Source organism: Flavobacterium terrae, from assembly GCF_900142035.1.
Lineage (GTDB): Bacteria > Bacteroidota > Bacteroidia > Flavobacteriales > Flavobacteriaceae > Flavobacterium > Flavobacterium terrae.
Genome location: NZ_FQZI01000003.1, coordinates 148,528 through 163,068, shown reverse-complemented (window position 1 = coordinate 163,068; position 14,541 = coordinate 148,528). Strand labels below are relative to the sequence as shown.

Here is a 14,541-nt window from a genome sequence, read left to right as displayed (position 1 = left end):
AAAAATCAACCAAGTTAATCGTATAACCTTAAACACAACTATTTTAAATACATACAAATGAAATTTTTTATTGACACAGCCAATTTAGAGCAAATCAAAGAAGCACAAGCTTTGGGAATCCTTGATGGAGTAACAACAAACCCATCATTAATGGCAAAAGAAGGAATTACAGGAACAAACAATATTTTAAAACATTATGTTGATATCTGTAATATTGTTGAGGGAGATGTAAGTGCTGAAGTAAATGCGCTTGACTTTGAAGGAATGGTAAAAGAAGGTGAGGAGTTGGCAGAATTACACGAACAAATCGTAGTTAAATTACCAATGACTAAAGAAGGTGTAAAAGCATGTAAATATTTTTCTGACAGAGGAATTAAAACAAATGTGACTTTAGTATTTTCTGCTGGTCAGGCATTATTAGCAGCTAAAGCAGGAGCTACTTATGTTTCTCCGTTCTTAGGTCGTTTAGATGATGTTTCTACAGATGGTTTAAATTTAATCCAAGAAATTCGTGACATCTATGACAACTACGGTTTCGAAACTCAAATTTTAGCAGCATCTGTTCGTCATACAATGCATATTGTAAACTGTGCAAAAATTGGTGCAGATGTAATGACAGGACCTTTATCTGCAATTACTGGATTATTAAAACATCCATTAACAGATATCGGAATTGCGCAATTCGTTGCAGATTTCGAAAAAGGAAATAAATAGTCTTAACTATATAAAATTGAAAAAGCGGTATCAAATATTTGATACCGCTTTTTCGTTTGGTTTGAGGATTAGTTTATTTTAAGTATTCTTCTAAGTTTGCATCAAAAATACTAACGAAACCATTTTTTATAGTTCCATCTGCATTTAGAAGCATTGTTCTATGAATTTTGGTAATTACCCATTTATCTTTTATTGAGTTAAAGTTTGTAGAATGTAGCTCAGTACTATTTTTGAAATTATATTTTTTCAAATTCTCCATCCAATTTTCAGAAGAATCATCAATGTTGACTGCTATAAAATCCCAATCTGGATGTTTTTGTTGAAGTTCTGAAGCACGCTTGTGAACCAATTCCATATGTGATTTTGCTTCAGAAGTCCAAAAGAAAAGAACAGTTTTTTTCTTAACAATTTTGTTTATGTTAACTGGATTCGAATTTGCATCAATTAGCTCAACATCTTCAAGTCTTTTTTTCTGAGCTAGATTTTGAATTGCATCACCAATTTTCTTGATCTCTTTTTGACGCTCCTTATCTGTAGAAAGTTTTAAATATTCCCCTAGGAACCTTTTATTATTTTCAATGTTTTGATCTTCCAGTAAATACATAAATGCAATGTTATTCAAAACAGCATTTTTTATTTTTTGATTTTTGAAAATTGAATCAGCAACTTTTAACTTATGGATGTTATTTTCAATAGATTTTCCTGTAACGTCTTTTCTACAAGTTATGTTGCTCAACATTGATGTTAAATAACGAACAAAAGGAGCAAAGTTGGTTAACTTTTCGTTATTGAAATCAATCTCTTTTCTGTAATCATAATAATCTTTAGGAAGTCTTGAACAAACATCTTGGTTTGTTCTAAATTTATGAGCTAAAGGATACATTTCTTTTTTTGCAAGATGAGGCATTTCTAACATAGATTTTGCATAAATATCAAAATCCTCATCCCAATTTATATCCTTTTTTCTTCTTTCATAAAAAGCATTCTTGATTTTAAAATCGGAATCTATTTTTTTATCAAATTTCTTTAAATCGTAATCATAAATATCAAAAGAAGCATTGTTGTCATCCTCATTTTTCAAAAACATTTCAATTAAGAAATTGTTTTTTTCATCACCACGTCCGCAAAAAGTAAGTGAGTTGTCAAATTCATTGGTGTTTAAACGAATCATCAAACTGTCATTTTTATCAAAATAAATGTATTGATATTCTGGGTCATGCTTAAAAGTATACATTCCAGGTGCGAGTGAATCATATTTAGTAAAAAACCTATTGTTTTTGTCTAACTGAATAGTATCAATAACTTCATTGTTTTTACATAGGTAGATAACCCTAGAGTTAGGGTTTATTATCTCACCTCCAAAGTATGCAGAATAATCATCTTCTTTAAATCCTTTTTCACAAGAACTTAAGGCAATAACATTCACTAATAGAGTTAAAAATTGTAGTTTTTTGAAATAGGCAAACATTCTAACTTATTTATGATAAAGCAAATATATTTTTATAAACAATACAAGGTTGTTAATGTACAGTTAAAACTGACTAATTGCCAAAAAATATGAGTCCAAAACAAGAACCAAAGCCAATAATGAATGCAATTACTGAAGAAATTATCATTTTTGTCGCAGTTTTTTTACTTTCTTCTGATTTTGCTACAATAAGCATAATCAAACCAACAATAAAAACAACAACACTAATTAAAAGTATAAATGAAATGATAAAAAATAAATTATCCATAAAATTAAAGTATTAATGCATTGAGCCTAAAGATAAGTTAGCTAAACAAGTTCCAAAACCAATAACAAAAGCAATTACTGAAATAATCATCATTTTCACAGCTGTTCTTCTATTTGTTTTAGATATAATTGCCATAATCAAGCCTACTAAAAAGACAATTGGGGCTATACATGCTATAATTGCTCCTATACTTGCTAAAATATCTGAATCCATAGTGTTAATTTAAAACTTTTCTAATTTCTTCGATAGTGTTATCTCTGTAAAATAAATTCATAGTCTCAAAAGGAACCATTTTACCTCTTTTATCTACAATGTGAACACAAGATTTTTTCACCGCTCTAACATCAAAATCATGAGCATCCATGAAATTCATTATGATGATTCTAAATAAGTTTTCATAATGCAACGAATCCGATTTTACTCTTGGTAAACAACACATTAATTCACCAAATTCTTCTTCAGCACAGTCAACTGATATTCCAGTACTAAACAAATTTAGCATATGATCTTTTAATTTTTCATCATTTTCAAATACAATAGTATTCTTAGAATTATTTAATAAATCTTCAGGGTTAATCAAATGTGTCATTGGTAAAACATCTCCATCAATTTTAAGAGCATAAGCCATGCACAAAGCATCTGGATTACAAGGAACCGGAATTAAATCTTGTGGAGTAAAAGTTGGGAACTGTTCATATATTTTACGACGAACTTCTGTTAAAGTAATTCTTCCAGCGTTATCATCATAATTATCATTTCTTCCAGCAACTTGTGTAGGCTGGAACGTTACACCACGAACACACTTTTGTTGTAAAGCATATTCTAAAATCTTACCTATTTCATCATCGTTTTCTCCTTTTTGTAAAGTAATAACTAGTGTAGTAGATAAGTTGAATTTATTCAGATTTTCAATGGCTTTTCTACGAACTTCAGTCAAATCTTCTCCTCTTAATTTTTCTAATACTTCTGGTTTAAAGCTATCAAACTGCAGGTAAATCTCGAAATCAGGCATATAAGATGCTAGTTTTTCCACAAAATTCACATCTTTAGCAATACGGATTCCATTGGTGTTTAACATCAAATGTCGGATAGGTTTGCTTTTGGCAATATCGAGTATTTCAAAGAATTGAGGATGTACTGTAGGTTCTCCACCCGATATTTGCACCACATCAGGTTCACCTTCATTGGCAACAATTACATCAAACATTTTTTCTATTTCTTCCAATGTTCTGTGATTGCCATAATTAGGGCCTGAACTTGCATAACAAGTTGGACAAGCTAAATTACATCTATCAGTTACTTCCACAATTGAAAGACACGAATGTTGCTCATGATCAGTACACAATCCGCAATCATAAGGGCAACCATAATGAACTTTTGTATTGAACTTTAAAGGGATTTCAGACTGTTTGTTGTAATTTCTTATTTGGCGGTAATACTCTACATCATCAGCAATCATAACTTTAGAATCGCCATGCGTTTTACAGTGCTTAAGCATCCAAACTTTTTCATCCTGAAAAATAATTTTTGCATCTACAAGATGTAAACATTCTGGACACAAACTTTTTGTATAATCGTAGTATATATAATCTCTGTTAGGCATTTATAATTTTTGGTTTTAAAATTCTAAGATAGAATTTGTAATAGTAAATAAATATAAAGATAGAAATCCAATGAATAATACTTAATCCTAAAAATAATGGTTGGAATGGTTTAATAAATTCAACTAAAAATCTATATAAAAAATAGGCTATCATAAACATTTTGAAACGATCACCATTTTGTAAATCTATTTTTCTAATGTAGATAAAGAAAATTATTAGAAATAACATTGTGAAAATTTCATACAAAGCGACAGGATGTCTTAGTTTGTTATCTCCTAAATTCATTCCCGTTAAAAATGAAGTTTCTATTCCGTAAGTGGGTTCTAAAACTCCCATTCCAAAACAACCAATCCTTCCTATTATAATCGCTGTAAGAATAGGGATTACATAGATATCACCTGAAGCTATTTTTACACCGATGATTTTTTTGCTTAATTCTACACCAAATAATCCTCCAAAAAAACCACCAGCAACAGTTTTATTTTGATAAAAAGTTAACCACGTTTGATTTAAAATTAAACTTGGATTCTCAAACATTGCAATGACTCTTGATCCAATGAGTGCTCCAACCATTGCTCCTAATAAAATCCACAGTCTATTCATATCAGAAATAGGATCTTGAATCCCTTTTCTTAAAAAATAATAGAGTCTAATACCTATAAAAAAGGCAAGAGTTTCCATTATTAAGTGAATAGTTGATGCATTATCGAAAGGTATTGTCATTTTGATTATTTGATTAAGGTAAAACTCCACTATTTTTACTACTTTTGCAACACTTTTAAAAAAAATAAATAAATGCTTACAGTTTCAAATTTATCGGTTCAATTTGGTAAAAGAATTTTATTTGATGAAGTAAACGTAACCTTTACGCAAGGTAACTGTTACGGAATTATTGGTGCAAATGGTGCAGGAAAATCAACTTTCTTAAAAATATTATCAGGAGATATTGATCCTACTTCAGGACGTGTTATTCTTGAGCCTGGAAAACGTATGTCGGTTTTAAATCAGAACCACAATATGTTTGATGAGCATACAGTTTTAGAAACTGTTTTAATGGGAAACAAAACTTTGTTTGCTATTAAAAAAGAAATGGATGATTTGTATGCTGATTATGATGATAAAAATGCAGACCGAATAGGAGAGTTGCAAATGCAATTTGACGAAATGAACGGATGGAATGCAGAATCTGATGCTGGTGCAATGTTATCAAACTTAGGAATTTCAGCCGATTATCACTATACTTTAATGAGTGAGATGGAAGGAAAATTAAAAGTACGTGTGTTATTAGCACAAGCTTTATTTGGAAATCCCGATGTATTAATCATGGATGAGCCTACTAACGACTTAGACTTTGAGACTATTGGTTGGTTAGAAAATTTCCTTGCAAATTATGAAAACACAGTATTGGTAGTTTCGCACGACCGTCATTTCTTAGATGCAGTGTGTACACATGTATCAGATATTGACTTCGGAAAAATAAACCATTATTCAGGTAACTATACATTCTGGTATGAATCGTCTCAATTAGCAGCGAAACAAAGAGCACAACAAAACAAAAAAGCTGAAGAGAAAAAAGCTGAGTTAGAAGAATTTATCCGTCGTTTCTCTGCGAACGTAGCAAAATCAAAACAAGCTACTTCTCGTAAAAAAATGATTGAGAAATTGAATATTGGAGAAATTAAACCTTCTAGCCGTCGTTATCCTGCCATTATTTTTGATCAGGAGCGTGAAGCTGGAGATCAAATTTTGAATGTACAAAACTTATCGGCATCTTTAGATGGTGAAGTTTTATTCAAAAATGTAGATTTGAATATGGCTAAAGGGGATAAGATTGTTGTTTTTTCTAGAGATTCTCGTGCTACTACTGCTTTCTATGAAGTTTTAAATGGTAACTTAACGCCAGATTCAGGTACTTTTGATTGGGGAATTACAACAAATCAATCGTATTTACCTGGTGACAATCATAGTTTCTTTGAAAATGATTTAACTTTAGTAGATTGGTTACGTCAATGGGCTAAAACAGAAGAAGAAAGAGACGAAGTTTATGTTCGTGGTTTCTTAGGAAAAATGATTTTTTCTGGTGAGGAAGCTTTAAAAACTGGTCGTGTTTTATCAGGAGGTGAAAAAGTACGTTGTATGTTGTCAAGAATGATGATGTTGCGTGCTAACGTTTTAATGTTAGATGAACCTACGAATCACTTGGATTTGGAATCGATTACTGCTTTCAATAATTCGTTAAAAAACTTCAAAGGTTCAGTATTGTTTACAACGCATGACCACGAGTTTGCTCAGACCGTTGCTAATAGAGTTTTAGAAATTACACCAAACGGAGTAATTGATAGATATATGACATTTGACGAATATCTTGAGGATGAAAAAATTCAAGAAATGAGAAAGAAAATGTATTCTTAAAAATATAAATCCCGCTTTAATGCGGGATTTTTTTATAATAAAGATGTAGTAATTTCTGTTGGATTTATCAATGCTTTGTGGACAGGACAACTGTTGGCTATTTTTAAAAGACGTTCTTTTTGTGTATCATCTAAGTTCCCAATTAATTCAATATTTCTATTAAAAATTGATTTATTTTTCTCTTTAATCCAGTCAAAGGTTACTTCAATATTTACATCTTTCAAGTCCCAGCCTTTATGATTGGCATACATTTTTAAAGTTATAACTGTACATGTACCTAGAGAAGCAGCTAATAATTCATGAGGATTAAAACCTAAATCTTCACCTCCCAAGTCAAAAGGTTCATCAACAATTATAGAATTTGTCGCTGTTTTTACTTCAGTCTTATAATTTTGTGTTCCTAAGTGTGCGGTTATTTTTTCCATTATTTAAAATTTTTTAATGCTGGTGGTAATGGGACAAATTCTGTTTCGTTTGGAACTTTAGGAAAATTTTGATTTTCCCAATCGGTTTTGGCTAGTTCTATACGTTCTTTTCGAGAAGAAACAAAATTCCAAAAGATAAAACGTTCTTCTGGGAAAGCTTCTCCTCCAAAAATATAAATTGTAGTGTTTTCAGCCATTTCAAATTCACAAAGCTTACTGTCTTTTGCAATAAGAATTTGTTTGGGTCCAAAAGTATTGTTGCCATCTGTGATGCTTCCTTCCAAAATATACAAAGCACTTTCGCCAAATAAATCATTACCAATTTTTACAGTTTGAGTTGATGTTGATTTAAGTTCTAGAAAGTAAAGTGGACTGTGTACAGGGACAGGTGATTTTCTGCCAAAAGCTTCTCCTGCAATTAGTTTTATAGAAACATCATTTTGTTCCCAACTAGGTAAATCTTCTTTTTCAATATGAGTAAAGCTTGGCTCCATTTCTTCTAATTCTTTTGGAAGGGCAACCCAAATTTGTAAACCATGTAAAGATTTATCAGAAGTTCTTAAATAGTCAGGAGTTCGTTCTGAATGTACAATTCCTTTTCCTGCTGTCATCCAATTTACAGCACCAGGTTGAATTTCTATTTCAGTTCCTAAACTATCACGATGCATCATACTTCCTTCAAATAAATAGGTTAGTGTTGAAAGCCCAATGTGTGGATGTGGTGGAACATCTAAGTTTTGATAGTCTTTTAAATATGCTGGCCCCATATGATCAATAAATGCAAAAGGACCAACAGTTCTTTTTTCACGAAAGGGGAGTAGGCGGCCAACCATAAAGTTTCCTATATCTGCTGAACGCTCTTCTATTATTAATTGTACGTTTGACATGATTCTGATAATGTTTTATTCTTCAAATCCTTTAAAGTTTTCATCGACTATACGTTTCCATTCAGTATGTCTTTTGATATATGCAAAGACTAAGGGACAAAGTGGAATCAGTTTGAATTTGTTTTGTTCTATATAATCTAATGTTTTTTCTATAACTGCTGTTGCAGCTCCTTTCCCTTCAAGTTCAGGCTCAACTTCGGTATGAATTAGAGTTATTTTTTCTGGTCTTTCTTTGTAATCAATAAAGGCTTTATGTCCTTCAAATGATATTTCAAAACGATGATTGTTTTCATTTTTATCGAGAGGTATTTTTTCAAATTCAGGTTTCATAGTTTTAAGTTTGTTTAAAATACAAAAAAAACAGTAATTATTTCGATTACTGTTTTCTCAAATTTATTAATCTTCAAGATGACCAAATTTTCCATTATTGAAATCTTCAATCGCCTGAACAATTTCTTCACGAGTATTCATTACAAATGGACCATGAGGAAAAATAGGTTCGTTAATGGGTTCACCGCTCAATACTAAAACAACTGCATTTTCAAGTGCTTCAATAGTAAAATTTTCTCCTTCATTTTCAAACAATACAAAATGATCGGTAGGAACGATTTCAGAATTATTTACTTTTATACTTCCTTCAATTACTAATGCTGCTGTGTTGTAATTTGCAGGAAATGAAAATTCAGCTTTTCCTCCTTTATTTAGTTTTGTATTTTGCATATTGACTGGAGTAAAAGTATAGGCTGGACCTTTTATTCCTTTATATTCTCCTGCAATTATTTCAATAAAACCATTATCATCTGGAAGTTTATAACGTCCCATTTTACTGTTTTCAATTGCTTGATATTTTGGTTGACTCATTTTATCTTTTGCAGGTAGATTAACCCAAAGTTGAACCATTTGAAATTCACCACCAGTTTTACTGAATTCTTCCTCATGGTATTCTTTGTGTAAAACACCAGAAGCTGCTGTCATCCATTGTACATCACCTTCACCAATGATTCCGCCACCACCCGCACTATCATGATGAGCAACTTTACCTTTATATGCAATGGTAACTGTTTCAAATCCACGATGAGGGTGAACTCCAACTCCTTTAGGGATTTGAGAAGGAGGGAAGTTGTATTTTGAATTATAGTCTAGCATAATAAATGGGCTCATTCGCTCCATATCCAATCGATATCCACTAGGTATAAAATTATGAACTCTAAAGCCATTGCCTACAAAATGAGGTGTTTTTGGTTCTGCAACCAATTCTATGTTTTTTATTGCCATTGTTGTGATTATTTAAGTTAATACACAAATTTACACTCAATTTCATCGAGTATGCTTAATGTAGATTAAGAAAAGAATTTTAGTTGAAATATTTATTGTTCCAATTATTTGTACTGAATTGCTTTCCTTTCCAAATAAAAAAATATAGAATGATTCCACAATAAGATTTAAAAACGAATAGAAAGGTTATTAATGCGACAGAGGAGGAATTTGTATTGTCAAACTTTTTAATAGGTATTACTATTGTGGTAAGTAAGCTGATTAAGAATATTGTAATGAGTAAATTACTCAAATTTTTCATTGGCCAAGAAAACCATTTTCTTAAAGGATGTAAATCATTTCCCCATTTGTGAATTAAATAATAATAGTCATTTCCTATTGGTGCAAATAATAATGGGTCATCATAGTTTTCTAGCTTTAAAGATTTTGCTGGTGCTATAATCATTAAACTATGAAGATTTGTATTGTGGATGTTATTTAAAACTTCAATTTTCTCAGTTGCTTCATTTGGTAGGTTTAATTTATAATAGGATTTGTCTAAAAAGCGAAGTCTATATTCAATACATATTTTTTTAATTTCCGAAATATGATAAATAGCATTGGAATCTAGTTTGTCTAAGTATAGTTTATTGACAGCAGTGAATTGATTTGAATGCTCAATATTATCTATTACTTTTTGAGTAAAAGCAAGTAGGTCGGTTTTTGAACCGGATTTTAATTTTTCCTTAATCAGGACTTCTTCTATATCAACCCTTTTAAAAAACATAGCACAATCTGATTACCACTAAGTTAGTGATTTACAGATTGTGCTACAAAAAGATGTATAATTTTAACTTTTGTCTACCTTAAACTTGCTCCTAATTCCGTTTCAAAAGTTTGAGTTAGTTTACTCATTACTTTATCAATTTGTGAATCAGTTAGCGTTTTTGAATTATCTTGTAAAGTGAAACTTACTGCGTAAGATTTTTTTCCTTGAGGAAGGTTTTTACCTTCATAAACGTCAAACAAATCTACTTTCTTCAATAAATTCTTTTCAGTCGATTTAGCTAAATCAAAAATTTTAGCAAATTCAACTTTTTGATCTAATAATAAGGCTAAATCTCTTCTAACTTCAGGGTATTTAGAAATTTCAGAGAATTTTATATTGTTAGCTGATACATGTTTTAAAATGGCATTCCAATTAAAATCAGCAAAGAAAACCTCTTGTTTAATATCGAAATGTTTTAGAACTGTTTTTTTGATCGTACCAAATTCAACTAAAGTAGAACTTCCTAATTCGTAAACTAATCCTTCAGCAAAAACATCTGTTTTTAAAGGCGTTGCCACTAATGATTTATTTAACCCTAATCTTTCTAAAATTCCTAAAACATATCCTTTGAATAAAAAGAAATCTGAAGGTTTTTGTGGATGAGTCCAACTTTCATTTGTTCTATCTCCAGTAACAGTTAAGGTTAAGTGTGTATTTTCTTGATATCCAGAAAGTAATTTATGGTATGACTTCCCAAATTCGAATAACTTTAAATTTGAATTACGGCGATTAATATTAAAAGAAACTGCTTCCAATGCTGAAAATAATAATGATTGACGCATTGCTGATAAATCACTACTTAACGGATTTAGCATCAAAACATTATTTGTTTCATTAATATTACTACTTAGTTTTGAATAGGATGGAGTCGTTAGTGAATTAGCCATCATTTCGTTAAAACCGTTTCCTACTAAAATATTTGCTACAATATTTTGAATTTTGTAATCCTCAGTTCTTGGAGAATGTGAAGTTGAAGCATTTAATTTTTGAGTAAAATTGATGTTGTTATATCCGTATACTCTCAATATTTCTTCAATGACATCTATTTCTCTAGTAACATCAACTCTATAAGCCGGTACAATTAGACCTAATCCAACTTTTGATATGCTATTTACTTTTATATCTAATGATACCAATATTTTTTTGATAACATCATCAGAAATCGATTCACCAATAAGCTTATTAACTTTTTCTAGGTTTAATAATACTTGGTGATCTTCAATTTTCTTAGGATATACATCAATAATATCAGAAGTCATTTCTCCTCCAGCTACTTCTTTGATTAAAATTGCAGCACGTTTTAATGCGTATTCTGTTATACTTGGATCTATTCCTCTTTCAAAACGGAAAGAAGCATCTGTATTTATTCCATGTCTCTTGGCAGTTTTACGAACAGAAATAGGATTGAAGTATGCACTTTCTAAAAATATAGAAGTCGTTTCGTTAGTAACACCCGAGTTTTTACCACCTAACACACCAGCAATACATAAAGGTCCTTTTTCGTCATTAATCATAATATCATCAGAACTTAAAGTTCTTTCTACATCATCAAGAGTGATAAATTTGGTGCCTTGCTCAGCATTTTTAACGATTATTTTTCCATTAATTTTTGAAGCGTCAAAAGCATGCAATGGTTGACCTAATTCATGTAAAACATAATTTGTAACGTCTACAACATTGTTTTTTGGAGTTATTCCTATAGCTTTTAATCTGTTTTGTAGCCATGCAGGTGATGGAGCAACTTTAATATCAGAAATAGTAACCCCACAATATCTAGGGACTAACTTATTATCATCGACATTTACATCGATTTTTAAAGTTCTCTTTTCTACTTTATATGAGGTTACAGAAGGAGTTATTAATTCGACATGTTCTCCGTTTTGAAGCATACCAGCTCTTAAATCTCTGGCTACACCCCAATGACTCATTGCATCTGCACGATTTGGAGTTAATCCAATTTCAAAAACTTCGTCATTTTCTATATTAAAGACTTGTGATCCTGGAGTTCCTGGAATTAACTTTTCATCAAGAATCATAATTCCATCATGACTATCTCCTAATCCTAATTCGTCTTCGGCACAAATCATTCCGTGGCTTTCTTCACCTCTGATTTTACCTTTCTTGATTTCGAATTCTTTACCTTCCTTGTCATAAAGTTTGGTGCTAATTGTTGCTACTGGAACTTTTTGTCCTACTGCGACATTACTTGCTCCACAAACAATTTGCAATGGAGATTCCCCTCCAATATCAACAGTAGTTATTTTTAGTTTATCTGCATTTGGATGTTGTTCACAAGTCAAAACATGACCTACTACAATACCTTCTAATCCACCTTTTACAGATTGATATTTTTCTATTCCTTCAACTTCTAAACCAAGGTCGGTTAGCATTGCCCCAGTTTTTTCAGAATCCCAATCAGTTTTAATAAATTGCTTTAACCAGTTATATGAAATTTTCATTTGTTTTTAACGTAATTTTTTCAGAACTGCAAAGATAGTTATTGCATTTGGAGTATGAAAAAAGTTATATACTTTTTAAAAGTATTTTTCAACAAAAAACATTCATAGCTGAGTATTAATTAGGAAATGGTGTAGACCATTTAGGATCTACATACACATTTGATCCTGAAAGTGTTTTTAAAAAAGCTATCACAGCATTTACTTCGGTTGCTGTTAAATGGAGTTGTTGTCCAAAACCGTTAGGGGTCAATCTAGGGTCTAAATTTGTGTTTCCAGGTGCGATATTAATTGTTCCATAATGTCCAATTGCTGCTTGTAGACTAGTAATAACAGCAGTATGCATCATATTGCCATTTAACGTACCATCTTGTTTTACTAAATCTCTAAGTGAAGGTACTCTGGTTATAGATATGTCAATTCCAGTACCTGAAACTGTTCCTATAATGCCATTGTTTCTAGAGTTTGGATCAATATCAAATTCAGGAGCTTTATGACATCCTGCACACCCTAAACCTCCACTAGTTCTATTTCCTGTTGAGTCAAATACTGGGGGAGTTATAAATAAGTTCTTACCACTGTTTTCCTGTTGCGTAAAATTTGGAAAAGGTTGATTATCTGTTACCACTTGAGCTCTGCCTATATCATATTTAGAATCAAATGATTGAATGCTTTTTACGAATTGCGCTAATGCTAATTGAATTTTACTTTGGGTTATTTCTTCAGATCCGTAAGCAAATTTAAATAACTCTTTATAGTATGATATGCCATTTAATTTTGAAATTAGTGCTGTAAAATTTTGATCTCCATTTGTTCCACTAAACCCCATTTCGATATGATTTTGTATGGGTTGTGTTGTTTGTATTTCAAGAGAGGCCGCTCTTTTATCCCAGAAAAATTTAGATTCTAAAGCAAATCTATTATTAACTAAGCGCATAGAGTGTCTATCAGTAGTTCCATTTACACCATTACTTACATCATTAGAATCACTAAAAGCATTGGATTGTTGATGACAACTAGCACAAGAGATTGTGTTATTTGAAGAAAGATTTTTGTCATAAAACAATACTCTTCCTAATGTGGCTCCTTTGTCTGTTATAAGATTTGATCCTGAATTATTTTTTGTAATGTAATTTGGTATTGTTTGATTAGCATAATTGTAAAGATTTGCCAAATCTAGTTTAGTTCCAAAAGTAGCATTAACATTAGGGAACTCTTCAGTAGGAATTGATTGATAATCACTTTCATTACTATTTGAACACGATAAAATAATAAATGCTAAAATGATAAAGGATAGTCTTTTGAGTAATGCTTTCATGTGGTTTGGTTTAATGTTAATACTATGACATTACTTATTTCAAAAGGTTTAATTAACAAATCAATTTTTTTTGTTTTAAAATAGTGATATATTTGGCTACTTTAAAATATTAATCTTTAGATATGAAATTATTAGAAGGAAAAACAGCAATTATTACTGGTGCTAGTCGTGGTATTGGAAGAGGTATTGCTGTTGTATTTGCACAACAAGGTGCAAATGTAGCTTTTACGTATAGTTCGTCTGCTTCTGCAGCTCAAGAGTTAGAAAATGAATTAATTGCTTTAGGAGTAAAAGCAAAAGGATATCAATCGAATGCAGCTGATTTTAATGAAGCACAAAAATTAGTTGATGATGTTATTGCAACATTTGGCACTGTTGATATCTTAATAAATAATGCAGGAATTACTAAAGATAATCTGTTAATGCGTATTTCCGAAGAAGATTTTGATCAAGTTATCAATGTAAATCTTAAATCGGTTTTCAATATGACAAAAGCAGTTCAGAAAATCATGCTTAAAAATCGTGCAGGATCTATCATTAATATGAGTTCTGTTGTTGGTGTAAAAGGTAATGCAGGACAAACTAATTATGCAGCATCGAAAGCTGGGGTAATTGGGTTTACAAAATCTGTTGCTTTAGAATTAGGTTCAAGAAATATTCGTTGTAATGCTATTGCTCCTGGTTTTATTGAAACTGAAATGACTGCAAAATTAAATGATGATGTTGTTCAAGGTTGGAGAGATTCTATTCCTCTAAGAAGAGGTGGTACTCCAGAAGATGTTGCTAATGCATGTGTGTTTTTAGGATCAGACATGAGTGCCTATGTTACTGGTCAAGTAATGAATGTTGACGGAGGTATGTTGACTTAAAAAGATAAATACTGAAAAGTGAATAGTATTTGGTTTA

General features: G+C 31.1%; 15 protein-coding genes. 4 read left to right on the top strand and 11 right to left on the bottom strand.

The window, feature by feature from the left end:
* Nucleotides 1–57: 57 nt before the first annotated feature.
* A complete protein-coding gene (gene fsa / locus BUC09_RS08745; RefSeq protein WP_073310684.1) occupies nt 58–714 on the top strand; it encodes a fructose-6-phosphate aldolase in 657 nt (218 codons plus the stop codon).
* A gap of 73 nt (nt 715–787) precedes the next feature.
* Here the strand turns inward: fsa and BUC09_RS08740 are convergent, their stop codons facing one another.
* The gene (locus BUC09_RS08740) at nt 788–2,182 is read right to left on the bottom strand and encodes a TlpA family protein disulfide reductase (protein ID WP_073310682.1); all 1,395 of its coding nucleotides are present in this window, start codon (nt 2,180–2,182) and stop codon (nt 788–790) included.
* Nucleotides 2,183–2,271: 89 nt separating this feature from the next.
* Here BUC09_RS08740 and BUC09_RS14675 point away from each other — a divergent pair, with 89 nt between their 5' ends.
* Nucleotides 2,272–2,466 carry a hypothetical protein gene (locus tag BUC09_RS14675; RefSeq protein ID WP_143161894.1) on the top strand — a complete coding sequence of 65 codons (195 nt, stop codon included), beginning with the start codon at nt 2,272–2,274 and terminating at the stop codon, nt 2,464–2,466.
* Here the strand turns inward: BUC09_RS14675 and BUC09_RS08730 are convergent.
* From BUC09_RS08730 to BUC09_RS08720, 3 genes are read right to left on the bottom strand one after another with little or no spacing between them, the layout of a single operon-like run.
* Nucleotides 2,463–2,663: a hypothetical protein gene (locus tag BUC09_RS08730; protein ID WP_073310678.1), complete on the bottom strand. Its 201-nt coding sequence runs from the start codon at nt 2,661–2,663 to the stop codon at nt 2,463–2,465. The two genes, BUC09_RS14675 and BUC09_RS08730, sit on opposite strands and share 4 nt — an antisense overlap.
* A gap of 4 nt (nt 2,664–2,667) precedes the next feature.
* Nucleotides 2,668–4,053 (bottom strand): radical SAM protein, encoded by a 1,386-nt coding sequence (locus BUC09_RS08725; protein ID WP_073310676.1) that lies wholly within the window; start codon nt 4,051–4,053, stop codon nt 2,668–2,670.
* Nucleotides 4,046–4,777 carry a prolipoprotein diacylglyceryl transferase gene (locus BUC09_RS08720; protein ID WP_073310674.1) on the bottom strand — a complete coding sequence of 244 codons (732 nt, stop codon included), beginning with the start codon at nt 4,775–4,777 and terminating at the stop codon, nt 4,046–4,048. The genes BUC09_RS08725 and BUC09_RS08720 overlap by 8 nt, the downstream gene beginning before the upstream one ends.
* 72 nt (nt 4,778–4,849) lie before the next feature.
* On the opposite strand from BUC09_RS08720, the gene BUC09_RS08715 reads away from it, so the two are divergent.
* On the top strand, nt 4,850–6,466 hold the full coding sequence (locus tag BUC09_RS08715) for an ABC-F family ATP-binding cassette domain-containing protein (protein ID WP_073310672.1): 1,617 nt from the start codon (nt 4,850–4,852) through the stop codon (nt 6,464–6,466).
* A 32-nt stretch (nt 6,467–6,498) separates the two neighbouring features.
* On the opposite strand, the gene BUC09_RS08710 is transcribed toward BUC09_RS08715, so the two are convergent.
* The 7 genes from BUC09_RS08710 to BUC09_RS08680 all read right to left on the bottom strand — a co-directional run bounded on the left by BUC09_RS08710 (nt 6,499) and on the right by BUC09_RS08680 (nt 13,635).
* On the bottom strand, nt 6,499–6,891 hold the full coding sequence (locus BUC09_RS08710) for an OsmC family protein (RefSeq protein WP_073310670.1): 393 nt from the start codon (nt 6,889–6,891) through the stop codon (nt 6,499–6,501).
* Nucleotides 6,891–7,778 (bottom strand): pirin family protein, encoded by an 888-nt coding sequence (locus BUC09_RS08705; RefSeq protein WP_073310668.1) that lies wholly within the window; start codon nt 7,776–7,778, stop codon nt 6,891–6,893. The genes BUC09_RS08710 and BUC09_RS08705 overlap by 1 nt, the downstream gene beginning before the upstream one ends.
* A 15-nt stretch (nt 7,779–7,793) precedes the next feature.
* On the bottom strand, nt 7,794–8,108 hold the full coding sequence (locus tag BUC09_RS08700) for a GNAT family N-acetyltransferase (protein WP_073310666.1): 315 nt from the start codon (nt 8,106–8,108) through the stop codon (nt 7,794–7,796).
* A gap of 66 nt (nt 8,109–8,174) precedes the next feature.
* Entirely contained in the window at nt 8,175–9,053 is an 879-nt protein-coding gene (locus BUC09_RS08695; protein WP_073310664.1) for a pirin family protein, read from the bottom strand.
* A gap of 79 nt (nt 9,054–9,132) precedes the next feature.
* On the bottom strand, nt 9,133–9,819 hold the full coding sequence (locus BUC09_RS08690; RefSeq protein WP_073310662.1) for a hypothetical protein: 687 nt from the start codon (nt 9,817–9,819) through the stop codon (nt 9,133–9,135).
* A 74-nt stretch (nt 9,820–9,893) separates the two neighbouring features.
* On the bottom strand, nt 9,894–12,320 hold the full coding sequence (gene pheT / locus BUC09_RS08685; protein ID WP_073310661.1) for a phenylalanine--tRNA ligase subunit beta: 2,427 nt from the start codon (nt 12,318–12,320) through the stop codon (nt 9,894–9,896).
* A 115-nt stretch (nt 12,321–12,435) separates the two neighbouring features.
* Complete coding sequence (locus BUC09_RS08680) at nt 12,436–13,635, bottom strand: cytochrome-c peroxidase (protein ID WP_073310659.1); 1,200 nt, start codon at nt 13,633–13,635, stop codon at nt 12,436–12,438.
* Between the two features lie 122 nt (nt 13,636–13,757).
* Here BUC09_RS08680 and fabG point away from each other — a divergent pair, with 122 nt between their 5' ends.
* Complete coding sequence (gene fabG, locus BUC09_RS08675; RefSeq protein WP_073310657.1) at nt 13,758–14,504, top strand: 3-oxoacyl-[acyl-carrier-protein] reductase; 747 nt, start codon at nt 13,758–13,760, stop codon at nt 14,502–14,504.
* Nucleotides 14,505–14,541: the final 37 nt, after the last annotated feature.

Bases quoted from the DNA above. Each gene is read 5' to 3' on its own strand.
- BUC09_RS08680 (WP_073310659.1), bottom strand. From the start codon at position 13,635: ATGAAAGCATTACTCAAAAGACTATCCTTTATCATTTTAGCATTTATT.
- BUC09_RS08700 (WP_073310666.1), bottom strand. From the start codon at position 8,108: ATGAAACCTGAATTTGAAAAAATACCTCTCGATAAAAATGAAAACAAT.
- BUC09_RS08715 (WP_073310672.1), top strand. From the start codon at position 4,850: ATGCTTACAGTTTCAAATTTATCGGTTCAATTTGGTAAAAGAATTTTA.
- BUC09_RS08720 (WP_073310674.1), bottom strand. From the start codon at position 4,777: ATGACAATACCTTTCGATAATGCATCAACTATTCACTTAATAATGGAA.
- BUC09_RS08690 (WP_073310662.1), bottom strand. From the start codon at position 9,819: ATGTTTTTTAAAAGGGTTGATATAGAAGAAGTCCTGATTAAGGAAAAA.
- BUC09_RS08695 (WP_073310664.1), bottom strand. From the start codon at position 9,053: ATGGCAATAAAAAACATAGAATTGGTTGCAGAACCAAAAACACCTCAT.
- BUC09_RS08740 (WP_073310682.1), bottom strand. From the start codon at position 2,182: ATGTTTGCCTATTTCAAAAAACTACAATTTTTAACTCTATTAGTGAAT.
- BUC09_RS08710 (WP_073310670.1), bottom strand. From the start codon at position 6,891: ATGGAAAAAATAACCGCACACTTAGGAACACAAAATTATAAGACTGAA.
- BUC09_RS08730 (WP_073310678.1), bottom strand. From the start codon at position 2,663: ATGGATTCAGATATTTTAGCAAGTATAGGAGCAATTATAGCATGTATA.
- fabG (WP_073310657.1), top strand. From the start codon at position 13,758: ATGAAATTATTAGAAGGAAAAACAGCAATTATTACTGGTGCTAGTCGT.
- BUC09_RS08705 (WP_073310668.1), bottom strand. From the start codon at position 7,778: ATGTCAAACGTACAATTAATAATAGAAGAGCGTTCAGCAGATATAGGA.
- BUC09_RS08725 (WP_073310676.1), bottom strand. From the start codon at position 4,053: ATGCCTAACAGAGATTATATATACTACGATTATACAAAAAGTTTGTGT.
- BUC09_RS14675 (WP_143161894.1), top strand. From the start codon at position 2,272: ATGAGTCCAAAACAAGAACCAAAGCCAATAATGAATGCAATTACTGAA.
- pheT (WP_073310661.1), bottom strand. From the start codon at position 12,320: ATGAAAATTTCATATAACTGGTTAAAGCAATTTATTAAAACTGATTGG.
- fsa (WP_073310684.1), top strand. From the start codon at position 58: ATGAAATTTTTTATTGACACAGCCAATTTAGAGCAAATCAAAGAAGCA.